Genomic DNA, 21,755 nt, shown 5'->3' on the forward strand with positions numbered 1-21,755 from the left:
GGTCGTGATGTCGAGCAGCGTCACCTATCAAGCGCTTCCCAGAGCACATGTCTACGGCGCTTCAAAAGCGGCACTACGATATTTTACCGAGTGCTTAAAAATAGATTTACAGCAAGAAGGCATTGACGTTCATCTAGTGAGTCCGGGGTTTGTCAAAACACCTTTAACCGATCTCAATGATTTTCCAATGCCACTACTCATGGAACCCGAAGAAGCTGCCAGTCGAATTATTTCCGGACTTGAAAGAGGCATTTTCGACATACATTTTCCGCAACGATTTACTCGAACACTGAAGCTGATCTCTTTGTTACCTGATCATCTTCGCTTTTCTTTACTTGCCAAGTTATCGCGCAATGCATCTCAGGCCGATTCTTCTACAAGAACAACTCAGTCAATCGCGACGACAAACCCTCAGGATCACCAGCAATGAATCAGAACCCTTCTCACCAGCACCTTACAAACCAACGCATTGCGGTCATCGGATCAGGCATCGCGGGCCTGACGTCTGCCTATCTTTTGAGTAAGCGTCATGACGTTAGCTTATTCGAATCGAACGACTATATTGGCGGCCATACCCACACCGAACACGTACAATGCCAAGGCAAAAGCTACCCGGTGAATACAGGTTTTATCGTTTTTAATGACTGGACCTACCCTAACTTCATCAAACTAATGGACCAGCTAGGCGTTACAAGCGAAGATTCAGACATGAGCTTCAGTGTACGATGTGAAAACACTGACCTTGAATACAATGGCACCAACCTAAACAGCTTATTCGCGCAACGAAGTAACCTGTTCCGCCCTAAGTTTCTGAGGATGATAAGCGACATCCTTAAATTCAACAAACAAACGGTTGAGAGCTTGGAAGCGGGTACACTCGACACTGAGCAAAGCCTAGGTGAATTCATTGAACAAAATGGCTATTCCGACGCTTTTAAAAACTATTATATTGTTCCAATGGGAGCGGCTATCTGGTCTGCATCTGTCGATGTAATGCTATCGTTTCCCTTAAAATTCTTTATTCAGTTTTTTAAGAATCACGGCATGTTAAGTGTCGATGATCGACCGCAGTGGAGGGTACTAACGAATGGTTCAGAGTCTTACATAGCACCGATTACACAGCGTTTTAAAGACAACATTCACCTTAACAGCAATATCATAAAGGTAACACGAAGCCCTAGCGAGGCGGCCATTACCTTTAGCGACCATTCTGTGCAGACCTTTGATCAGGTCATCTTTGCCTGCCATAGCGATCAAGCCTTACGGCTACTCGGCGATGTGTCTGAAAAAGAGAGCGAGATTCTTGGCGCAATCCCCTATCAGGACAACAGCGTCACTCTGCATACAGATACTCGCCTCATGCCTAAGAAAAAACTGGCCTGGGCGGCTTGGAATTATCATATTCCTCAGCGCGCTAATGATTGTGCCATGGTGACTTACAACATGAACATCCTGCAGAACTTCGACGACGCTCCCGAAACATTTCTAGTTACTCTAAACAGGACCAATGAAATAGACCCCAGCAAGATCATTCGCACGTTCAACTACAGCCACCCGGTCTTTAGCCAAGACGGCGTCAAAGCACAGGCGCGTCATCATGAAATAAGTGGTAACCCTGAGTCTGGTCATGGACGCACACACTATTGTGGTGCCTATTGGTTCAACGGCTTTCATGAAGATGGGGTCAATAGCGGACTTCGCGTCGCAGAGGCTTTCGGAGAAACACTCTAGTGAGCAAAATAAAGCACAGCTCAATATATAGAGGATCGATACGGCATCGTCGTTTTTTGCCCAAGAAACACCAGTTTCGCTACCCCTTGTTTATGCTCTATCTTGACTTAGACGAGTTAGAATCGCTGTGTAAATCGAAGTGGTACTGTTCACTCGAAAAGTTCAATATTGTCTCGTTTCGTCGCGATGATTATTACTCACCCGAATCGGGCGATTTAAAACAAGCAGTCATTAATAAAGTGACGAACAATCTCACCGAACAAGGTTTATCTGCGCCGGAAATTGAACACGTCAGAATGCTGTGCCACGCCCGCTATTTCAATGCAGTCTTTAACCCTGTCACCTTCTACTACTGTTTTGACAAAGCTAACAAGCTGGTTTCTATTTTGGCTGAAATCACCAACACCCCATGGGGTGAACGGCATGCTTATGTGCTACCCGTAGGTCAATCGGGAGAGTATGGCTCGTATGCCCTGAAAGCACAAAAATATCACCACTATGAGTTTCCCAAAGTTTTTCATGTTTCGCCGTTCAACCCTATGGATATGACCTATCACTGGACCTTTGATGAGCCAAACCAAGGGCTAAGAGTGCATATGGATAACACCCAGCGCGACGAACAAAACGAAAAGCACTTTGACGCCACGTTAGTGATGGAGCGATACGATTTCACAAACTATTTAGCCAGCACACTGATCCGATTTCCGTTTATGACCGTAAGAGTAAGCATGGGGATATATTGGCAAGCGTTAAAGCTATGGCTAAAGCGCATACCATTTTACGATCACCCTAACTTAAGCAAATAAGATAACAACGAATGCCCGTAAAGGAGACATCGAGATGAGTCCCACAAGCCTAGTGAGTCACGCCAAAAAGCAATCAAAATTCAGTGTAAGTAGCGTCGCCCGAAAACTCGTACATAAGCAGCTACAAAAACTGCACACGGGGACAATTGTCATTGTTGAACCAGGCGCACGTACACTCTTCGGAGAACCACTTTCTCCCAATGACCCGCTTTATTCCGAGCTACATATTCTTGATGAAAATTGTTATCTAGATATTATGACGGGCGGCAGCATAGGCGCGGCAGAAGCCTATATGTCAGAAGACTGGAGCTCACCGGATCTAACTAAACTAGTGCAAGTAATGGTCCAGAACCGTGATATTCTAGATCAAATGGAAGGCGGCTTCGCCCTGCTATCCCGGCCCTTAACTAAAGCCTTTCACCTCTGGAACCAAAATACCGAAAAAGGCTCCAAGCGAAATATCGCTGCGCATTACGACCTGGGTAATGATTTATTTAAGACCTTCCTGGACCCGACAATGATGTATTCCTCTGGCATCTTCCCTAGCGAACAGGCAAGCATGGAAGAGGCATCACAATACAAGCTTAAGACTATCTGTGAAAAACTAAACCTATCTGAATCTGACCATGTGGTTGAAATTGGCTCTGGCTGGGGCGGGTTCGCCATCTATGCTGCCAAGCACTATGGCTGCAAAGTCACCACCACCACGATCTCTGATAAACAACATGAGTTAGCACAAACACGGATCAGCGAAGCAGGCTTAAGCGATAAAATCACACTTCTAAAGCAAGACTATCGTGAGCTAGAGGGGCAATTCGACAAGCTCGTTTCAATAGAAATGATCGAAGCGGTTGGCTGGCAATACTATGACACCTTTTTCGCGACTTGCGCCTCACTGTTGAAACCAAATGGCGCGATGCTGATTCAAGCCATCACAATTGAAGACCAGCGTTTCGAGTACGCCAAACGCAACGTCGATTTTATTCAGCGTTATATCTTTCCTGGTAGTTGTATTCCTTCAATTCAGGCTCTCACTAGCTCATCGATGAAGGCCAGCGACCTACGACTCGTTTATCAAGAGGACTTTGCGGAACACTACGCTAGAACACTGCTAGCATGGTTGGATTCATTTAATAAAGCCTCAGCGACCATCACAGAGCTAGGCTATAGCAAAGAATTTAAACGTATGTGGGAGTTCTACCTCTGCTACTGCGCAGGAGGTTTCAAAGAGCGCTCTATCGGCGTATCTCATATGTTATTCGCTAAACCAGGTTATAGAAACGAGCCCCTGTCTCGCATATAAGGCAGTGATAAGCGATATAGCCAACCACACCATTAAGGAGTCTACTCAATGTCTCGGGAACAACTAAATAGGCTCCTCAATGCGGTGTTATTCCAAAGCTGTTGGTTTCTGGCAATTTTATCAGATTGGTACCTGGCGCTCTGCGCATTCGCCTTGCTATTAGTGCATTTCGTTCGAACAAACGCATCGACTCACAACTCATTAAAACTCTTGTATATCGCGTGTATCGGCATTCTGATCGACAGCTTGCTTATGCATCTAGGCGTTTACCAGTTTCCGAACCCCGAGTTAAGAACCAACGATTTTATAATTCCCTTGTGGTTAATCATAATGTGGTGTGCGTTTACGCTCACACTGCTTTCGTCGCTGCAATGGTTTTTAGCCAAGCCATATTTTTTCATCTGCTTATGTTGCATTTCCGGACCCGCTTCATACCTGGCAGGCCGTCACTTCGGCGCGCTTCACTTTGCAGACGCCTCCCTTATTTTCATCATCCTAGAATGGTTCGTAGTCGGAGTTCTGTGTACTGCAATCTTCCCCTCTTCACCAAAGGAGGATCTGCCAGCCCAAGGAGGCAAATATGCAAGCTATTAGCAGTTTCTCAATTGCCAGTTTCTTTGTGCTCTCTTCGCTTTGCGCTCAGCTACAAGCTGCGCCAAGCGATATCAAAGTCGTTCAGTTTGAGGGCAAAGCGTATTCGCTAGACAGTGACGAGTTGCTGTACTCAGAGCACCACTATATAAACCTCAATCGATCAAATCAGTATGACAATGCATATGTCGAATACAAGGCGCCAGACGGAGAGGTCTTTGCGAAGAAAGATCTGGATTTCTCGAAGCATAAATTAATACCCGACATGAGCTTTATCGACCTCCGCTCGAATCAAACAAGTCTTCTGACCAAAACTGACAATCAGGTAAAGATTGAACACATCAAAAAGAAAGACCTGCAGCATGAAACGATAAGCATTGATAACAGCAAGCGCATTGTCGCCGATGCAGGCTTTGATCGTTTGGTCATCAAATATTGGCAGCACTTGCTAGCGGGAAAGAAGATCAAATTTGAAACCCTGTCGCTTGATCGGTCTGAGTTAATTGGTTTCAAACTAGAGACTGTTGATATTAATGAAGAACGCTTGCAACTATCCATTAAGCCGCAAAGCTGGCTAATCGGACTAGTGATGGACCCGATTTACCTGCACTATGAACGGTCCTCAAAACGTTTATTGGAATACAAAGGGCTGACCAACATCCTAAGAGAAAAGAACGGCGAGTTAAAAACAGATAATTATGTGGCGCATATTAAATACCATTACTTCTGAGTTCAATTCTTCTATTGGTTGGCAAGCGCTGCTTGACGTCCGCTAAGTGCCAAAAGCAGGCCTTGGTACTTCTCTCAGCTTTGGCTGAATATTACTGATACGAACTTTTATCCCAGCATCAAAAAATGGTGAATAGCGGTCATAAGAATCGAGCCTATTTTCCTCGAAACCTTACATTACTTAAAACAGGAAAGCAGATCTTTAGCTTTTGATGGTGCCTAGGTCAGGTTCTAAAAAATAGCTACCTCGAGCGTTTTATTAGTATCCTTTAACTCCAAAGGCATGATTCGCAGCACGGATCAACAATGGAAAATGACCGCTCTGCCCAAACTCCAGCCCTAGATTTGAGATAGTTATGCTAATTTTGTACAAGTTGAACTCCGAGATTTTAGTCTCTAATACAAATCCATTTGATACCCATACATCGTATTAAATCTTTTGGTTGATAAACTCATTAACTCCATGACGAAGAAGATGATGATGAAGATGATGATAGAAAAGCATCGCGTCGCTCGGCGGAGCTTTTCGACAGGTCCCGTGGTAGCGGCTTATGAACTCAAGGTGGACGCGGGGGAGGTGCGGAGAGATAACGCTCAAGTCGCTCTGGCGGCAAAATTGGATGCCCTGCACGAGTCTCTTGTCTCGCTCCCACCAGCACCTTTGCTTACCGACGATCCGACAGAGAGCAGCCGTAAAAGCAGCAGTCCACTGTTACTGGCACGATCCATGGCATCCGCCCAGTCCTTTCTTCGAAAGAAGTTCCATTTGTGGTCTTTTGGTCCACCACCGCGGGGCATTTACATTCATGGACCGGTCGGGGTCGGTAAGAGTTTTCTAATGGATCTCTTTTACGCGTCGGTTAATGTTCCTGATGATGATTCTCGCTGTAATAATTCCAGCCACAAACACGCAAAAATTACCAAACGCCGCGTCCACTTTCATGAATTCATGCTAGACGTCCATCATCGAATCTTTGTCTACAAAAAGAAGCACCCACGGGGTGATGCTATTCCCATCATTGCGAAACAATTGGCACAAGAAGCCCAACTCCTCTGTTTCGATGAATTTCAAGTGACAGACGTTGCCGATGCCATGATTTTGAAAAGACTGTTTTTATTATTATTGGATTGGAATGTCGTGGTAGTGGCCACCTCGAATCGCTCCCCCGATGCCTTGTATAAGGGAGGCATTAACCGATCCCTCTTTATGCCATTCATAGACATGTTAAAACACACGTTCGACATTTTTTCCATGGAGGGTTCCACTAAGGATTATCGACTCGAAACTCGAGCGGATGGTCAATCCTATTTTTGGTCAAACAAGGATGTTCATGGCGATAATAATAGTAATAACAACACGCAGGCGAAGTTGGAAGAAATATTTGGTGGCACTGCATCCGGAACTGAGGCTGAGGTCATTCAAGTTCGCTTCGGTCGCACCGTCCAGGTCGCCCGATTGAATGACCGGTGCGCCTGGTTTGACTTTTCCGAGTTGTGCTACCAACCGCTCGGCGCGGCCGATTATCTTTCCCTCTGCGACCGATTTCCGGTCCTCATTATGGACAGCGTCCCCCAATTGGGCGCCAACCACCTCAACGAAGCGCGACGATTCGTGAACCTCATTGACGCGTGTTATGAATCTCGCACCCGCTTGGTGCTAGCGGCACAAGTCCCGCTCGACGAATTATTTGTCGATTTTGAAGCGCAAGTCGAAAGCAGAGATGGAGATGTAGAATTGTTTGTCAGTGAGAAGGGGGGAAACTCGAGTTCCTTTGCGACGACCATGATTCGCACCAAAGAGGGGGAACATTTGGAGTGGTCGGCGACGGGTCTAATTGGCGTGTCACTGGCACAATTCTCGTCCGCCAATGATCTCGCCTTTTCCTTTCGACGAGCCGCGTCTCGATTGGTAGAAATGGGTGGAAAGAAATGGGGGCGGCAATGACGACTGTGGAGAGGCTGAATTAAGTGGCTAAAGACCTTGTGAATGTCAGCTTCGCGGACGTTTAGGCCCTTAGAACTGACTTCTTGTGTTGATGTCGTGTCGAGGCAGCATTGTGCCTGGGCCTACTATTGAAGATTGATGCCAGTTTGACCTGATTGTCATAGAAATTCAGACACTGATAGTTCTAGCTTTGGAGTTAAAGCAGTCATTCCTTATAGTATATTCTCTAAGAATCGAGTGCGTATTTGGTCTATATCACCATTTTTTTGCATTTTACGAAGCACTTTATCTAAAGGTTCAACTATATTGAGATTATTTTTATGCAAGTAATGATAAAGCTTTTCTGAATATAAGACTGGGCTGACAACTTTAACGTTCTCGAACGGTTCGGTTAGGAGAGCCTTCAACGCGTTAGCTTCAGGCAGTAAAGTGTATTTAACTCTCCCCAGAGCGACCATACTGAGAGCTTGATTGGTGTTAACAACAAAAGTGCACTGGATTTTATTATCTTCAACCAGCTTTTCTACTAACTTGACTCCTTTTACGCAAACAACGTCATGCCCAAGATCTTTAATCTTGCTTACTCTTTCGCTACTGTGTTTTCCAAGAGCAATTATATTAATCATATTGATTGCGGTAGGTACTGCATTTAAGTTGGGGTAGCTTGAATGCAGGTTGCCAATACGTGATACCTCCCCATCGAACATACCCATATTCGCAGACAATAAAGAGCGAACATTTGGAAGTCTATGGATTTCTACTTGATAACCGATCTTGTTGTATGCTTTTTTCAATACTTGGACTGATATGTCCTGAACAAAGGCATTTTCTGGAGTAGTCAATGCAATCACAGATTGAGATTGTGCATTCGCGAACCCTAACGAAAAAATGGCAAACAATAATAGCTTGGCAGCCAAATTCTTAATGATTTGATATTTCATAAGACATGATATCCTTTCGCTTCAGGCATCCTCTAAGGTTAGCAATGTAATATGAAACCTGCCAATAACCAATCAATTCAAATGATCTGCAGATGAAACAAGTCAATTATGATCTGCCCATCACTTAGCGGTATCTGTTTATACGAAAGAGTTGCTTTTGCTTATTTTCAATCATTTAGCCAGCAAGCAGACAAACTTAGATATCCGTTAGCGGGAAATTTTAGATCTCAATAAGATATTCTGAGCCCTCATGAGATACCAATACCGCCAAAGTAGCATAGCAATGAGCGCTTCCAGAACAGCCATTCCTATCAGGCTTGTGTCTGAGCTGAAAAGCGGCAAAGCGATCAACCTAAAGCCTATTAGCCCTGTCGATACTATCGCTGCGAAAAAGACGGCGCCTTCCAAGTAAGGCTTGTAAAATGATGACAGTATCATTGCACAACCGATCCCTACTTGAAGCCCTCCATAGACAGAAAAGAATTCGGCAAGCCCCATTTCACTCTGAAAGTTTATCCCCAAGAAACTGGCAGACAATGTGGGATTTATCGCACACCAAAGGCCCGAGGCAAGATATAAGATGCCAACGATTCGATAAGGTGTGCTGTAAAGTCGGGTAGATAACTTAGTTGTGGTCACTTAGAGTCCTCCATGGACGGCCTTCACAAACCATATAGTTTCCACAGTTTTTTGTACAGCCACGGCAAGGTAAGCGCGCCGCCTTATTTCCTTTATGTGTGCTGGGTTTAACCTGAAACTTACGCTCTTTCATCATATTCCCTATATGGATTCTTTAGAGTTCAAGACAAGACATTGGCATAGTGATCAAAAGATTTACGAGCAGAACGTCTCAATAGATCACAATTGGCTTAGATTAAGCTCGATATAGATTTGATATATATCGGCGCGATGTGTCAGCCGGGAGAAAGCGAGTCGAGCGTCTTTTGCCTCGCTCTAAACGAAAAAAACCCACACTAAGCAGTGTGGGTATCAATACGCAACTAAGGTAGTAAAAGTGGCTTACTCAGCGAATACAAACTCACTCGCTACAGGGTAGTGATCTGACAAGTCCCAAGTGGTCCAGTGATCCCATTCAATACTACGAGGCGTCAGCATCTTGTTATGAGAATAAACTGGCGCTTGATGCTCGTTTGAATACAACACATAGTCTAAGTACTCATTGTATTGATCATCCGCATAAACATTCACAGGGCCTGCGTAAGAGTAAGGGTACTCGCCTAACGCTGTAGGTTCTGTTGCATTCATAAGCGATAAAAAGTCTACGTGCTCTTGTGGGAAGTTCACCTTATCGACGTTGAAATCTCCCGCCATCAGTACAGGTTGATCTGATGGGATGTTCTTGCTATCTACAAAACCTTTTAGCTGCGCTAGCTGAGAAAATCGAACCGCAATATCATCTGCTGTCGTGTAGGCATGCGTGTGGGTTCCAAACAGGTTATAGATTTTCCCCCCCTTATCAATTTTCGCATAGTTCATGCCCTTAGACGCTAAGCAACCATCTGCCCGACATGCGTCATAGACAACATCATCGTGCTCAATAATCGGGTGACGACTCGCAATGAAAGAGCCACCTGTCAGTAACTTACCAAGCTTGAATGGAATGTCTGTCAGGTAAGGATATTCCTCACTGATCTTGCTTCTAAAATGTGCTGTCAGAATCGGGTCAAAAAGCTCCTGAAATACAACTGCATCGTAGCCTTTTACAAGCTCTGCGATGGTATCCAGGCGAGGATGTGTATTCTTTGAGGTAATACCGGGTAGCAGGTTCCAAACGTTATAGGTCAAAACCTTGAAGTTGTTATTGCTCTCTTCACGCGTTTCTAGCTCAAAGTCGTTATCAATGACGTAGTGAATGTCATCACCTGAAACACGTGCGTATTCAGAACGATACGCTAGCGTAGAGGCCTTGCCATCAAAGTCTCGTGCAATCGTATGAATGTCACGATCATATTGCCAAGGGTCGTTCTCGGCAGACAACCACATGTAGCTGAAATTCCAAGTACCTTCCAGCATTTGCTGAAGTTCTAATGAAGAGCTTTTGCCCTGAACAGTTGTCGTGAAGTAATAACGCTTACCCCACTTAATGCCGTCATCACGATTAAAACGTAAAAATTTCACGGTTGCCAAAGGAGGAACGGTTTGGGTAAGCTGCTCCCACTCATCGCCATGGTCAATATTATCGTGCCCTGTTTGAACGGTATTAATGGACAATTCTTCCATCGTGCTGTTCGTTAGATAGATATAAGACTCGGCAAGCGCGACATTCCCAAGCATCAAACTGACCAAAAGCACGGCCACTTTGCTCAAGTTAAACCCTTTTTTAAGGGATGAATAATTCATATAACACCTCATAGTACAACCTTTAATGTGAGTACAGCTTTTAATGTATGTACAACTTTTTAATATAGTTCTGGCGCTCGCTAGAGAGGAGCGCCAGTTTTCTTATCGTTTAGCGTCTTCGTCGGTGCTATTTGGCAAGTTTTATTTTGCCAAATACGCCAGCATGATCAGAAGGATTCAAACCATTCTCGTCTGTCATATCTGCATTGCTGTCACCCAACACTTTGGCTTTCAGCTTAGTGATCTCACGTGCTTTGGGTTCGAAAAAGATGTGGTCGATACGCTGGTATAACTGCGCGTCTTCATCCGACACATCAGCAGAGAAACAACAGGTATAGACGTCACGTGGCTTCTTCTTTGACAACCATAGATCGTGGTATCCCTTACCCACTGCTTGTAGGTAAGGTGGGATCAAAGTACCTAAACCGAAAGCAGACTCAAATGGCTGGTCTTCTGGGCTACTATTAAAATCGCCTACCAATATCACTGGAACGTCTGGGGCTGTTGTCGCATTGATTACTTGCGTCAGCTCATTCATCTGAATTGCTTGTAGTGACATATAAGGCTCAGCCCCACCCACTTCTAGGTGAGTATTGACGAAACGGTAGTCAGCACCTTTTACGTTCACGTCGATCATGTTGTAGCCGCGCGTAAACTCAATCAAGGCGTTACCGATACTGGTCGTACCGTTTGTGGTAAAGTTTTCGCTGTACTCATTAGAGAAGGTAATGTTATTGCCATTCTTAACGAGAATAACGTCACGGTCGTGTAAACGTACATCTGCAAACGTTTGGTAGCCAGTCTCGTCTGCGCCCGTCACCATCGGCAGCTCTAAATCAGCATTGTCGACAACCGAGGCAACCGTGTAGTCCAAGCCTCGCTCTTCAAGCGCTGCCATAAGAATATCTAAATAGTCATAAACAACTGTCGTTGCCGGGCTCGTACCGCCCACTAAAGAATCAGCCGGGCCAGTGAACCATTGTGAGACTTCCTGAAGACCAATAACGTGAGGACGACGACGTTCAATTTCATCGGCTAAGGCTTGCGCACGCTCAGGGAAATTAGTTGCTTGAACCGTTTGGAATACTTCACTCACAGCCATTGGAATAGCGATTGGGTTTTGCTGTTCAGGTGGCAGCGCTGCTTGCTCTTGAGCTGTGGCAATGACTGGGAATATGTCGGCACCAAGATAAATATTGCGAGTCATTACTTTTATCTTGTCGTTGTCTGAACTTGCGGCTGCCATTTGCGTAGTGAGTACTGATGCACCCACGACGAAAGCACCAAATGCTTTAAGATGTGTTTTCATGTGAATTACTCCGATCGTTTGTTAATTGTTTTAAATCGTTGTTTAGTTCTTTATGGCATCCTGTTACTTGCTATCTTTTATAGCTGTTGGGCTCAGGCCAGAAACAGGTCGATGCGCACGAAGTAATGCTCGCTTGAGGGGGAAATAATTGCAGTGCAATTTAAGGTCAAAACGTGTTCAAAAGTGTTTATGTGATTGATTATTAAGGTTTCAGTTCACAGTTTTTGAAGTTTAGATAAGTGGCACTAAGCCACTTGTTCGAATGAAACTTAAGAAAAAGCTTCTGTGATTTGCTGAACTAAGCACTGCAATTCTTGCTGGTCTTCATCACTTAGGGCGCAATGATCCAGTACGTAATTGGCTGTTTTAATCACTGCACGCCATCTAGGCTTAGCAGGCAAGGTGTTAACACTCAAATACTTGTCGAGAGTACGTGTTTTGGCTGTTGCGCCATCAAGATATACGCGCCAACAATGACTTTCTTCAGCCAGTTCTGCCTTAGACTTATGCGTATAGCGCTCCCAAGAAATAAGTGACGTACGCAGCGTTTTAACGATAAGTTCTTTTGGGTCAAGCGTAATGGGAGCTTCGGGAGAGAGAGCTGGCGCTGCTATGCCTTCGAGCACTTGACTGCTATTGAGCTGAAGTAAAGTCGACTCAATTTGCTCCATACGTTGACGATTCTCGGCAATTTCCTGGGTGAGGCTTGAAAGCAGCTCTTGGGCCTGATGATCGGAACGGGTCTGCTTTCCATTCAAGATTAACGATATGAAGCGGTCTTGCTCGATATCAGCAGTATGTAATATCACTCGGATATTATTAGCTTGGTGCTTCACCTCAAGAGAGAATTCCTGGTCAGCGAGTTCCTCATTAACATGTTTTCTAAGTTCGCTAATCGAAGCGTTCGAAATAAAGTTAGTAAATGCTAACTCCTGCTCTAAATCAGTAATAAAGTCTTCAGTTATTCCTAATAAGGCTTTAGCGCCTGGGTTTGCGTAAACAATATCCAAGTCTTCATTGAGAAGAATAATACTCTCTTGCGATGACTCCAGTGTCGTGGCTAAACGCTGGTTAGCCAAGGTGAGTTGTTTCTTTTGTCGCTCCTGGCGTTCGACCTCGGCTTTTAAGTACTCATTTTCTATCGTAGCCATTAATAGACGTTTAACGCTAATCTGGCTCGACACCCGAGCGATTAGTTCTTGCTCGTGATAAGGCTTTGTCAGATAGTCGTTCGCACCAGAGTCTAGCGCTTGCACTATATTATGAATTTGATGCTTTGCCGTTAACATGATGATGGGAAGCGTACTGGCATCATAGTGCTCACGAATTTCTGCGCAAACCTCCAAGCCGTCTTTTCCCGGCATCATCCAATCCAGTAAGGCGAGCTCTGGTCGCTCATCATCAGACATCTCGTGATTCAGATATTCCAGCAAAGACTGGCCATCTGCAAAGGTCTGCACTCGATAGCCCACAGCTAACAATTGACTCGCTACTAACTCCCTATTCACCTCTTCATCGTCAGCAAAGAGTATCAGTGCATTCTGCGTCAGAGTATTATTACTAACGACGCTAGGTGTCGAACTTGGCTCAGGTTCATCATTGTCTAAGAGGCTGGTCTCTACAGGTCTAAGCGGCACCTCATTGGAGGTTTGTAAGGTAAAGCATACGGTCGTACCCAAACCTTCTTTAGAATCAATATTTAGCCTACCACCATGTAACTCGACAAGCATTTTGGTGATCGATAAACCAAGCCCAGAGCCTCTCAGCTCACTTTCAGTACTGTGTTTGTGCACCTCGTATGCCTGCAGAGCTGTGTCTAATTGCTCAGCCGACATGCCGACACCACTATCGCTAACCAGTACCTGTATTTGTGCATCACGATTATGCACTTCAACTCGAATAAAACCCTCATGGGTGAATTTAATCGCATTCCCTATCAGGTTGTAGAAAATTTGTTGTAAACGCTGCTCATCAGCAAAGACCACTTTGGCATTGTCATCGACAGTATATTCGAGAGCAATGGACTTCTTTTTGATAAGCGGGCTAAGACTGTAAACCGTATTTTCAATGATCGGATCAATATAAGTAGGGTGCGCTTCAATATTGAGTTTGCCATGCTTCAAGCTAGATATATCGAGTATGTCATTTACTAAATTACCTAGCCGAACAGCGGTCGCCTCGATTAGCTTAATTTTATTTTGGGAATCTGCAGATAAACCTGGTGAATCCTGTCTTATCGTTTTAGCTAAGCCTGCCACACCATGTAAAGGCATCCTCAATTCGTGTGAAGTATTGGCAAGAAAGTCGTCCTTAAACTCATCATGTTGAACAAGTGCTTTGTTCTTTTCTTTAAGCGTTTCTGACAGGCTCTCGATGGCTCGAAAGTTATCTAGGTAACGCCCAATAAGGCTTGCGAGTTGGAAGAGGACAAATGCAAGCACCCCAAGATGAGTGAGATTGGCTGATTGGATAATATAACTATAGTTGAGCATGTCGTTAATAACGGCAGCAATAAAAACAAGGAGACTAAGCCCAAACATCCTTGAGTGCCTGAGCCTTGCTTTAAAAGCTCGCCCCCAACTTAGCAGGATAAAAGGCAAGAACATTAAGACAACTATTTGGAAGTAAGGGTTGAAGCCAGTATATGTTTCAACTTCAAAAAATAGTGCCAATATGCAAAAGGGCACGACACAAATCCAGCCCAGAGCCGGGAGTTTCCTGGAGCTTGTCTGAGGGAAAATAAGCTGAAAGTAACTTAAGTACAAAGGCAGCATCAAGTACAGTGTGATGTTTTCCATTGACTGTAAAGTCTGCCAATCAAATAAGTTCAGTAAGTAGAGAACACGCTCGTCCATACACAAGCGGCGAATACCTATAGCCAAACAAAAAAGGCTAAAGAACAAGATCTTCTTATCCTGCCTGCGGGACAAGAACATAAACCAACAGAAAATAGCCGTTGCAAGCAGAATGGTGCCTGAAGTCATCGCTTTGAGAACAGGAAGCTCTCTAATTTTATGGACACCACTTTCGTCTGTGAGCGTAGGTGCATGCCAAATACCCCCCCATAAATAGTGATAATTTGAGGTTTTGATAAATAGCTCGACTTCACCATTTTCGGGCCTTAGTTCGTAAACTCGCGGCAGATAATCAGCCTCTTCTTGTTCCTTGTTTACGCCTATTACCCCATTCCCGCCAAGAAAGCTCCGTTTTGCCAAAGCTCATAGGCACTAGCCATATCAGGAAGATGTATGAAAACTTTCTGTTTATCTTTCGGGACAAGTAATTTTATATAGTAGGTACCATAACCAATGGGAAGTATAGCAGACTCAGCCTCTTGCTTATTATTGGCGTGTTCACTCCATGGCCCAGGAACTGGTACGTCACTCCAGGAATATCGATGCATGTTTGCCGTATCGTGTGTAAAAGCATTCCAGGTAAAACGCCAAGAGCCTTGCAAGCTGAAGTTATCGCCCTGCCCCCAATCTTTTTGACGAAGGTCGATCATGCCAAGATTTTCAGGAGCATGTAGATCTTCTGCTTGCGTAATCTGAACAGTAGATAGGGCGGCCAATAGCAGAGACAAGCTTAATACCGCTAGTTTCTGTGTGCGTCGAACGATTATATTAAATGCAATGGACATGCGTTTTTCTTATTGTTGGTAGAGTCTGCATATTAAAGCAGACTCTATGTTTCAGAGTCTATATACAATGATCATCCAATAGCATTGGATGCTCTCCCGTTTCGAAATAACTCCTCCTGGGCTTTGACCAGCTCCAGCGATGGGAAAAGTAAACTAGAAGAAACGGTAGCCTATAGCTTGGCATATCGTCATTTTTGGAGCGATGATGGTAGCGTAGATGCCAACTCCGATTACCTGCAAATGTCCTGGAAATATACTCTTTAGTTAGACAACTGAAGCTCCTCAAAGAGTGGGGGAAGGAGTACTCAACTATCCTTTCCCCATTTGCATAGCGTGTGTTTCACTCGCCATAAGCTTACACACTAAGCAACTCCCTTTCGAGAAGATCGTCTTCCACAAGTGGTTCACAGTCTTCTATCTGCTCCAATAAATTAATCGCTACAGAGATGAAATCTGTATCTGTGATAATACCTTTGACCTTCCCTTCCTCAACGATGGGCAAACAGCCATATTTTTTGTTCTGCAGAAACATGGCTGCTTCTCGCAACGATACACTAGTATTGGCGGTTGACACTTTCTTTGTCATCACTTCATTGAGCAAAATCTGAGACTCTCTCGTTTTTCTTTCGTGATGGCCAAGGTCTGATTCAGTCGAATCCATGACCGCAAGTAAATCTCGCTGCGAGAATATTCCCTCTAGAGTCCCTTGTGCATCAGTAATTGGGATATGGCGAATCCCCTTGTTACTCATAAGTTCCCTAGCATCCAACACTGAATGATGTTTACTTAGGGTGGTCACCTCTGTCGTCATAATATCTTCAAGACTAATCATTTAATGCTCCTGACTTAAATACGATTGTTTTGTTAGGAGCATAGTTCACTGCTATCAGAAGTGGCACTGTCAAATCCTTAGCGTTTGATATGGATCAATTTGAGCACCTTACACTTGATAGAGACCTTGATAGTGGCTGAACCTTAAATTCTCTCCTAAACTGAAAGCAAGGGATTGTCAGACAGTTTAAGCAAATAGAGAGGCAAGTATGAATAAGAAAGCTGGTCGACAAGCACAAGAACGAAGACGTTGTCATCGCTATGATTCATCTAATATTTCTATCACCTTGAAATCTCAATCATCCTCAGCGCCAAGCGACAATAATAAATTGAACATAGTCGACTTTAATCGCTATGGTCTCGCCCTATGCAGTGACCGTAGTTTTAGAGTTGGCGATACATTGAGCTTGATGCTGTCTGACCAGTCAGGCCATGAGGTAAATGTAGAAGGTTTTGTTTGTAATCGCGCAACAAGTGATGAAGGGTTTCGTTGTGGATTACGCTTTGTTGAAAGCGATGCTCAAGGCCAAACTCTCATCACCGCTCTACTTGAAATGGAGCAAAAACTCGACAAGCTCGCATCTTAGAAAGCAAAAAAAAAGCGTGCTTATTGACCCGCCACAGGTTCAATAAGCACGAAAAGAGGCATTACAAGTTCACTCACAACCAGGAACAACTTGCCTCTTGAAAAGGAGGTAGTCACTCATTAATAAGCAACCGGCCCTAAAAACTTACTGCTAGCATCAGCATGCAAATCAGGATTCGATGCAGACTGAACCTTAAAAGTGATGGCATTGTTAGCCGTCTTAATTACATCGGGTGATACTTCAACAGTTACAGGCACTTCCTTTAACTCTCCTGGCCCCGCTTCCACTGTGTTCACTGACATATTCAGCGCGATATCACCTTCAACTGACAGGCGGTAGCTCACTGGCGTCTCAAGCTTATTCACCAGTTTCAAGGTGAAGTTATTCTCAATCATCCCCATACCGTTTTCGTAATATAATGCACCCCGATCCCTTAACACTGAAAGCTCAGCTAAAGGCCGAGTGATCAGGAAGGATGAGAACACCCCAACAACCACCAGCATCAGAACACCATAGCCTATTGAACGGCTATCAATCATTTTCGGGCGCTCACCTTGTTCAAATTCTTTTTCAGAAGCGTAGCGAATTAGCCCGGTCTCATACTTAAGCTTGTTCATCACACTGTCGCAAGCATCCACACACAAGGCACAGCCAATGCATTCATACTGAAGACCATCACGAATATCGATACCGGTCGGGCAAACCTGCACACATAAACTGCAGTCGACACAGGCTCCCAGGCTCGACTTTGGCTGCGCCCGAGAAGGCTTGCCTCTCGGTTCTCCGCGCGCCTTGTCGTAGCCGACGATCATGGTATTCTCATTAAACATTACGGACTGAAAGCGTGCATAAGGGCACATATAGATACACACTTGCTCACGCATCCAACCAGCATTGATGTAGGTTGCTACCGTAAAAAAGCCAACCCAGAATATCGCCCACCCGCTGACAACAGACAGCGTAAAAACATCAGCAATCAATTCTCTAATCGGATAAAAATAACCAACAAAGGTAAGCCCGGTCGCAAAAGCTAATGCCAGCCAGCTTAAGTGCTTAGCGCTTTTCTTAATCAGTTTTTCAAGATCCCACTTGTTTTTATCCAACTTGATTCGCTTGTTTCGGCTTCCTTCAAACAAATCCTCAAGCCACATAAACATAAATGACCAAACCGTTTGCGGGCAACTATAGCCACACCAAACACGACCAAAAAGAGAGGTAATAAAGAACAGACCAAAGGCGCAAATAATTAATGCAAAAGCCAGTAAGGTAAAGTCCTGAGGCCAGAAGACGGCACCAAATAAATGAAATTTACGCTCACTCAAATCAAACAAGATAAGCGGTTTGCCATCATAATTTACCCAAGCTAGAACAAAGTATATTGCTAACAGCAAGGTAAGCGAACGCTTACGCACTGTTTGGAAAAAACCGGTGATCTTTCGAACATAAATCTTTTCACGCGAAGCATAAAGCTCATGTTCGACAGTCTTATCTTTCTGTTTCGCTTCACTATCAGAGACATCCACAACCGGGATAGTTGAAGTCATATAGCTACCTTTTGTTTGCCTCTCTTCAGGCTGATTAATTACTGACAATCAAAACACTTTAGAGAATTTATAGTTCAATTTAAGAAAACTATTGCAACACTTAGGCCAAGCACCTACAAAACAAATAAAGCTTTGTTTTTATTAAAAATTTACAGAGGAACAGGTGTTCAAAAGAAGGATTAAAAAACGACATTAAGACACGACATTTCGCCATAAAGCGATATATCGCGCCCACATTTAGATTTAGACAAACTAAACCTTAAGCACTAACACCAAGCTTTTTCATCTTGGAACGAAGGGTACTTGGTGGCAAATCAAGCAATTCAGCAGCTCCTTGCTTTCCCGCTATCATACCGCCAGTCTGTCTCAGCGCCTCTTTAATATGGTTTGCTTCCGCCTCTTTAAGCGTCACCAAGACGGCTGCATGGGAGTTTCTTCGTTTTTTAGGTGCAGAAGGGATGGGGGCAACATCAAGAATAGGTGGCGTACAAACAATCGCAGCCCGCTCGATGACGTTTTGAAGCTCTCTGATATTGCCAGGCCAATCATAATCACACAACTGCTGTAAGGCCGCTGGGGAAATATGGGTGAAATTTTTTGCTAACCTTAAATTCAGAGCATTCAGAATATGCTCTACAAGTAAAGGAATGTCCTCTTTTCGCTGGCGTAAACTAGGTGCCTGAATAGGAAAAACGCTAAGCCGATAATACAGGTCATTACGAAATTCACCCTGCTCTAGCATATCAGCCATATTACGATTGGTCGCGGCGATAACCCGAACATCAACATGCAAAGTTTCACTACTGCCTAAGCGTTCAAACTCTCCCTCCTGGAGAACCCTTAGCAATTTTACTTGAATATCCAAAGGCAGCTCGCCCACCTCATCAAGAAAAATTGTACCGCCATCAGCCAATTCAAAACGGCCAATGCGCTGTTTCACTGCGCCAGTAAAGGCCCCTTTTTCATGGCCAAACAACTCGCTTTCAACCAGGTTCGGCGCAATAGCACCACAGTTAACTTTTACTAAAGGACGGTCTCGACGACGGCTAGCGCCGTGAATAGACCTCGCGATCAACTCTTTACCCGTGCCGCTTTCCCCTTGAATTAATACAGACGAGTCGGTGGGTGCAACATGCTCGATCTGCGTATGAATCTGATCAAGAGCAGGCCCCTGGCCAATCATCTTGGCGTAGTTATGCTGAGACTGGATCTCATCCATCAGGTAGCGATTCTCGGCCTGTAATTGCTCCTTCAATTCTTCTACCTGACGCAGCCCAGACTTTAACTCTCGCTCTGAGCGTTTCCGTTCCGAGATATCCTTAAACACAATCACAGCACCGACTATCTCACCCTCATGCTCAATAGCTGTTGCGATATACTCTACAGGAAACTGCGAACCGTCTTTGCGCCAAAAAACCTCATTATCGACTTCACGCTGAACACCGTCTTTTACTGTTTGATAGACAGGGCAAGTATGCACTGGGTAATGACGACCATCTTCATGGGAATGATGATGAAACTCATGAACTATTTTGCCAATAAGGTCTTCTTCCAGCCACCCGGTCATTCGTTCGGCGGCTGGATTCACGAAAGTGGTTAAACCGTTTTTATCAAGACCGTAAACACCTTCACCAATAGACGTCAGGATAAGCTCGTAGCGTTTTTTCAGTGCATCCGATTCATTAGACATTTCGGTGAATGCCATAACTAGCCTCTCAACTTGCTCAAGTAGAAAGCTTAGGTTAACCCAATTCAAGCCAGCCGTCTTCAGTCCACTCAATAAAGCTCAATTGATCTAAAGCAAGGCTCGCCTCTAGCAAGCCTGATACGCTCATAGTTATTAAAAAACAGCTATAAACAAAGTAGTTATAAGCAAGATAGTCAGTAGTAAAATAACAACGACAGAGGCTAGAGCTCTATGCGCTATTTCCATGCACCGCTTTCCTTCGTATTATTACTCTCATCAACATTCCTTGCGACCGTCACGCAAAGCAATGAATTGAAACCACTAACGATGTGCGTGTTTGACTTCGTCGGCAACGATGGCCCCATCCATAAAGAAATGAAAGAGTACAAGATTGACGCGGTTCGCTGGGGTGTTGACCTTTCATTCAAGCTCTATACCGATGACCGGGTCGCCTCAGAAGAATTCAAAAATGGCGTATGCGACATGCTCAACCTGCCAGGCATTCGGGCACGTGAATACAATGATTTTACCGGCTCTCTAAACGCTTTAGGCGCGCTGCCAACCTATGAACATCTAGGCATGGCTATTAAATCGATAAGCAGCCCGAGAGGTGCAAAGATTATGCGCAAAGGGGATTACGAAATCGTCGGTATTGCGCCCATTGGCGCTGTATTCTTATTTGTAAATGATAAGAACATTCATGCCCCGAAAGACCTGTCAGGAAAGCGTATTACCGTGCTCGATAACGCCCCGGAAACCGCACATATCGCAACTCGAATAGGTATGACACCCGTCGCATCTGGCATTCGTAATGCCCTGCAAAAATTTAACAACCGCGCCGTCGATGTCACCGGAGCACCTGCCCTGGCATATGAACCAATGGAGATCTACAAAGGCCTCGCGCCGAATGGAGGCATCATTAATTGGCCAAAGCTACAAATAACCATGCAACTGATCCTTCGCTGGAAAAAAGTACCTGAGGGCTTTGGTCAGAAATCTCGTGACCTGATGACAAATAAGTACCCGGCTCAAATTAAAAAAATTGTAGAAAGCGAGCAAACCATTCTTAAAAATTACTGGATCAATATTTCCCAAGAAACCAAAGACAAATGGAACGAGTTCTTTAGAAAAAGCCGCATTGCGCTACGAGAAGAAGGCGTTTATAACCGCAAAGCCCTCACCTTGTTTAGAAAGATCCGCTGTAAGATGGATGCCAGCTTGGCGGAGTGTACATCCAAAGATAAGGAGTAAGCTCCCATTCGTTTGAGGCACTAGCTAACGGGCCTATTCTTAAGCGGTATCGCAAAAACTAAAAACCGCTCTTCAGCCCCGGCTGTTAAGGTATCAAACGGGTAGCAAGTCGCGAGTATCATCAAATTCTCAACCGATGGCTCCAATTCCGGGAGTAACCAATTCTGGTTAACCACCTCCGTATTAATAATTTGATAGTCACTGCGCTTGCCATCTGCAGTTGTAATCACAAACACATCATTTAACTTCAGATCTTTTAAAAACCTGAAATGGGTGTCTCGATGGCCACTCAAAATACTAAAATCTAAACCCAGGCCACCATCGACATAATCATTCATACCCGGCCCAAACGCTAATACTCGCCCGCTATCACCATGAAGTACGACTTGTTGAACACCAAGGCTGGGCACACTTAGCTCTGCAACCGGCCAGGTGTCAGCCCAGGGCCAGGGGCGAACTCGCCCTTCGCCTAGCAAAGTTCGCGACCAAGCCTGTTCGA

General features: G+C 44.6%; 19 protein-coding genes. 10 read left to right on the forward strand and 9 right to left on the reverse strand.

The genetic code is table 11. From position 1 onward, the window contains the following. The 7 genes from A3735_RS09700 to zapE form a co-directional block, all read left to right on the forward strand. A partial coding sequence (locus A3735_RS09700; protein WP_156499578.1) for an SDR family NAD(P)-dependent oxidoreductase occupies positions 1 to 430 on the forward strand: 430 nt, incomplete at its 5' end. Continuing rightward, complete coding sequence (locus tag A3735_RS09705; RefSeq protein WP_068515401.1) at positions 427 to 1,731, forward strand: NAD(P)/FAD-dependent oxidoreductase; 1,305 nt, start codon at positions 427 to 429, stop codon at positions 1,729 to 1,731. The genes A3735_RS09700 and A3735_RS09705, both read left to right, overlap by 4 nt. Continuing rightward, the gene (locus A3735_RS09710) at positions 1,731 to 2,537 is read left to right on the forward strand and encodes a DUF1365 domain-containing protein (RefSeq protein ID WP_068515398.1); all 807 of its coding nucleotides are present in this window, start codon (positions 1,731 to 1,733) and stop codon (positions 2,535 to 2,537) included. The genes A3735_RS09705 and A3735_RS09710 overlap by 1 nt, the downstream gene beginning before the upstream one ends. Positions 2,538 to 2,571: 34 nt before the next feature. Continuing rightward, on the forward strand, positions 2,572 to 3,840 hold the full coding sequence (locus tag A3735_RS09715; protein WP_068515394.1) for a cyclopropane-fatty-acyl-phospholipid synthase family protein: 1,269 nt from the start codon (positions 2,572 to 2,574) through the stop codon (positions 3,838 to 3,840). Between the two features lie 48 nt (positions 3,841 to 3,888). Continuing rightward, entirely contained in the window at positions 3,889 to 4,434 is a 546-nt protein-coding gene (locus tag A3735_RS32515; RefSeq protein WP_068515392.1) for a DUF2878 domain-containing protein, read from the forward strand. Beyond that, positions 4,421 to 5,161, forward strand: coding sequence for a hypothetical protein (locus A3735_RS09725; RefSeq protein ID WP_068515388.1), 741 nt, complete (start codon positions 4,421 to 4,423; stop codon positions 5,159 to 5,161). Before A3735_RS32515 ends, A3735_RS09725 begins: the two co-directional genes overlap by 14 nt. A 462-nt stretch (positions 5,162 to 5,623) precedes the next feature. Beyond that, a complete protein-coding gene (zapE, locus tag A3735_RS09730) occupies positions 5,624 to 7,105 on the forward strand; it encodes a cell division protein ZapE (RefSeq protein ID WP_068515386.1) in 1,482 nt (493 codons plus the stop codon). 212 nt (positions 7,106 to 7,317) lie between these two features. Here zapE and A3735_RS09735 read toward each other — a convergent pair whose 3' ends face one another. Then, positions 7,318 to 8,046, reverse strand: a complete 729-nt coding sequence (locus A3735_RS09735; protein WP_068507565.1) for an ABC transporter substrate-binding protein — start codon at positions 8,044 to 8,046, stop codon at positions 7,318 to 7,320. Positions 8,047 to 8,329: 283 nt separating this feature from the next. Between A3735_RS09735 and A3735_RS32265 the strand changes: the two genes are divergently transcribed. Beyond that, the gene (locus tag A3735_RS32265; protein ID WP_255375162.1) at positions 8,330 to 8,458 is read left to right on the forward strand and encodes a hypothetical protein; all 129 of its coding nucleotides are present in this window, start codon (positions 8,330 to 8,332) and stop codon (positions 8,456 to 8,458) included. A 608-nt stretch (positions 8,459 to 9,066) separates the two neighbouring features. On the opposite strand, the gene A3735_RS09745 is transcribed toward A3735_RS32265, so the two are convergent. From A3735_RS09745 to A3735_RS09765, 5 genes are all read right to left on the reverse strand, one after another. Further along, positions 9,067 to 10,407, reverse strand: coding sequence for a sphingomyelin phosphodiesterase (locus tag A3735_RS09745; protein WP_082885854.1), 1,341 nt, complete (start codon positions 10,405 to 10,407; stop codon positions 9,067 to 9,069). Positions 10,408 to 10,534: 127 nt separating this feature from the next. Continuing rightward, a complete protein-coding gene (locus A3735_RS09750) occupies positions 10,535 to 11,716 on the reverse strand; it encodes an endonuclease/exonuclease/phosphatase family protein (protein ID WP_068508179.1) in 1,182 nt (393 codons plus the stop codon). Between the two features lie 269 nt (positions 11,717 to 11,985). Further along, positions 11,986 to 14,931: a response regulator gene (locus tag A3735_RS09755; RefSeq protein ID WP_068515381.1), complete on the reverse strand. Its 2,946-nt coding sequence runs from the start codon at positions 14,929 to 14,931 to the stop codon at positions 11,986 to 11,988. Next, positions 14,895 to 15,356 (reverse strand): hypothetical protein, encoded by a 462-nt coding sequence (locus A3735_RS09760; protein WP_068509322.1) that lies wholly within the window; start codon positions 15,354 to 15,356, stop codon positions 14,895 to 14,897. The genes A3735_RS09755 and A3735_RS09760 overlap by 37 nt, the downstream gene beginning before the upstream one ends. Positions 15,357 to 15,711: 355 nt before the next feature. Next, on the reverse strand, positions 15,712 to 16,188 hold the full coding sequence (locus A3735_RS09765; protein WP_068514063.1) for a CBS domain-containing protein: 477 nt from the start codon (positions 16,186 to 16,188) through the stop codon (positions 15,712 to 15,714). Between the two features lie 208 nt (positions 16,189 to 16,396). Here A3735_RS09765 and A3735_RS09770 point away from each other — a divergent pair, with 208 nt between their 5' ends. Beyond that, positions 16,397 to 16,774, forward strand: a complete 378-nt coding sequence (locus A3735_RS09770; RefSeq protein ID WP_068515379.1) for a PilZ domain-containing protein — start codon at positions 16,397 to 16,399, stop codon at positions 16,772 to 16,774. A gap of 119 nt (positions 16,775 to 16,893) precedes the next feature. Here A3735_RS09770 and ccoG read toward each other — a convergent pair whose 3' ends face one another. Together ccoG and A3735_RS09780 are read right to left on the reverse strand one after the other, a co-directional pair. Beyond that, positions 16,894 to 18,366, reverse strand: a complete 1,473-nt coding sequence (gene ccoG, locus A3735_RS09775; protein WP_231882522.1) for a cytochrome c oxidase accessory protein CcoG — start codon at positions 18,364 to 18,366, stop codon at positions 16,894 to 16,896. 211 nt (positions 18,367 to 18,577) lie between these two features. Then, on the reverse strand, positions 18,578 to 20,023 hold the full coding sequence (locus A3735_RS09780; protein ID WP_231882523.1) for a sigma-54-dependent Fis family transcriptional regulator: 1,446 nt from the start codon (positions 20,021 to 20,023) through the stop codon (positions 18,578 to 18,580). 213 nt (positions 20,024 to 20,236) lie between these two features. Between A3735_RS09780 and A3735_RS09785 the strand changes: the two genes are divergently transcribed. Next, positions 20,237 to 21,256: a putative solute-binding protein gene (locus tag A3735_RS09785; RefSeq protein ID WP_068506922.1), complete on the forward strand. Its 1,020-nt coding sequence runs from the start codon at positions 20,237 to 20,239 to the stop codon at positions 21,254 to 21,256. Between the two features lie 20 nt (positions 21,257 to 21,276). Here A3735_RS09785 and A3735_RS09790 read toward each other — a convergent pair. Beyond that, positions 21,277 to 21,755, reverse strand: a 479-nt coding sequence (locus tag A3735_RS09790) for a sortase domain-bontaining protein (RefSeq protein WP_068638002.1), incomplete at its 5' end; no start/stop codon positions are given.

The sequence above is a fragment of the Oleiphilus sp. HI0061 genome, assembly GCF_001635675.1.

Bases quoted from the DNA above. Each gene is read 5' to 3' on its own strand.
- A3735_RS09705 (WP_068515401.1), top strand. From the start codon at position 427: ATGAATCAGAACCCTTCTCACCAGCACCTTACAAACCAACGCATTGCG.
- A3735_RS09715 (WP_068515394.1), top strand. From the start codon at position 2,572: ATGAGTCCCACAAGCCTAGTGAGTCACGCCAAAAAGCAATCAAAATTC.
- A3735_RS32515 (WP_068515392.1), top strand. From the start codon at position 3,889: ATGTCTCGGGAACAACTAAATAGGCTCCTCAATGCGGTGTTATTCCAA.
- A3735_RS09725 (WP_068515388.1), top strand. From the start codon at position 4,421: ATGCAAGCTATTAGCAGTTTCTCAATTGCCAGTTTCTTTGTGCTCTCT.
- zapE (WP_068515386.1), top strand. From the start codon at position 5,624: ATGACGAAGAAGATGATGATGAAGATGATGATAGAAAAGCATCGCGTC.
- A3735_RS09735 (WP_068507565.1), bottom strand. From the start codon at position 8,046: ATGAAATATCAAATCATTAAGAATTTGGCTGCCAAGCTATTATTGTTT.
- A3735_RS32265 (WP_255375162.1), top strand. From the start codon at position 8,330: ATGAGCGCTTCCAGAACAGCCATTCCTATCAGGCTTGTGTCTGAGCTG.
- A3735_RS09745 (WP_082885854.1), bottom strand. From the start codon at position 10,407: ATGAATTATTCATCCCTTAAAAAAGGGTTTAACTTGAGCAAAGTGGCC.
- A3735_RS09750 (WP_068508179.1), bottom strand. From the start codon at position 11,716: ATGAAAACACATCTTAAAGCATTTGGTGCTTTCGTCGTGGGTGCATCA.
- A3735_RS09760 (WP_068509322.1), bottom strand. From the start codon at position 15,356: ATGTCCATTGCATTTAATATAATCGTTCGACGCACACAGAAACTAGCG.
- A3735_RS09765 (WP_068514063.1), bottom strand. From the start codon at position 16,188: ATGATTAGTCTTGAAGATATTATGACGACAGAGGTGACCACCCTAAGT.
- A3735_RS09770 (WP_068515379.1), top strand. From the start codon at position 16,397: ATGAATAAGAAAGCTGGTCGACAAGCACAAGAACGAAGACGTTGTCAT.
- A3735_RS09780 (WP_231882523.1), bottom strand. From the start codon at position 20,023: ATGGCATTCACCGAAATGTCTAATGAATCGGATGCACTGAAAAAACGC.
- A3735_RS09785 (WP_068506922.1), top strand. From the start codon at position 20,237: ATGCGCTATTTCCATGCACCGCTTTCCTTCGTATTATTACTCTCATCA.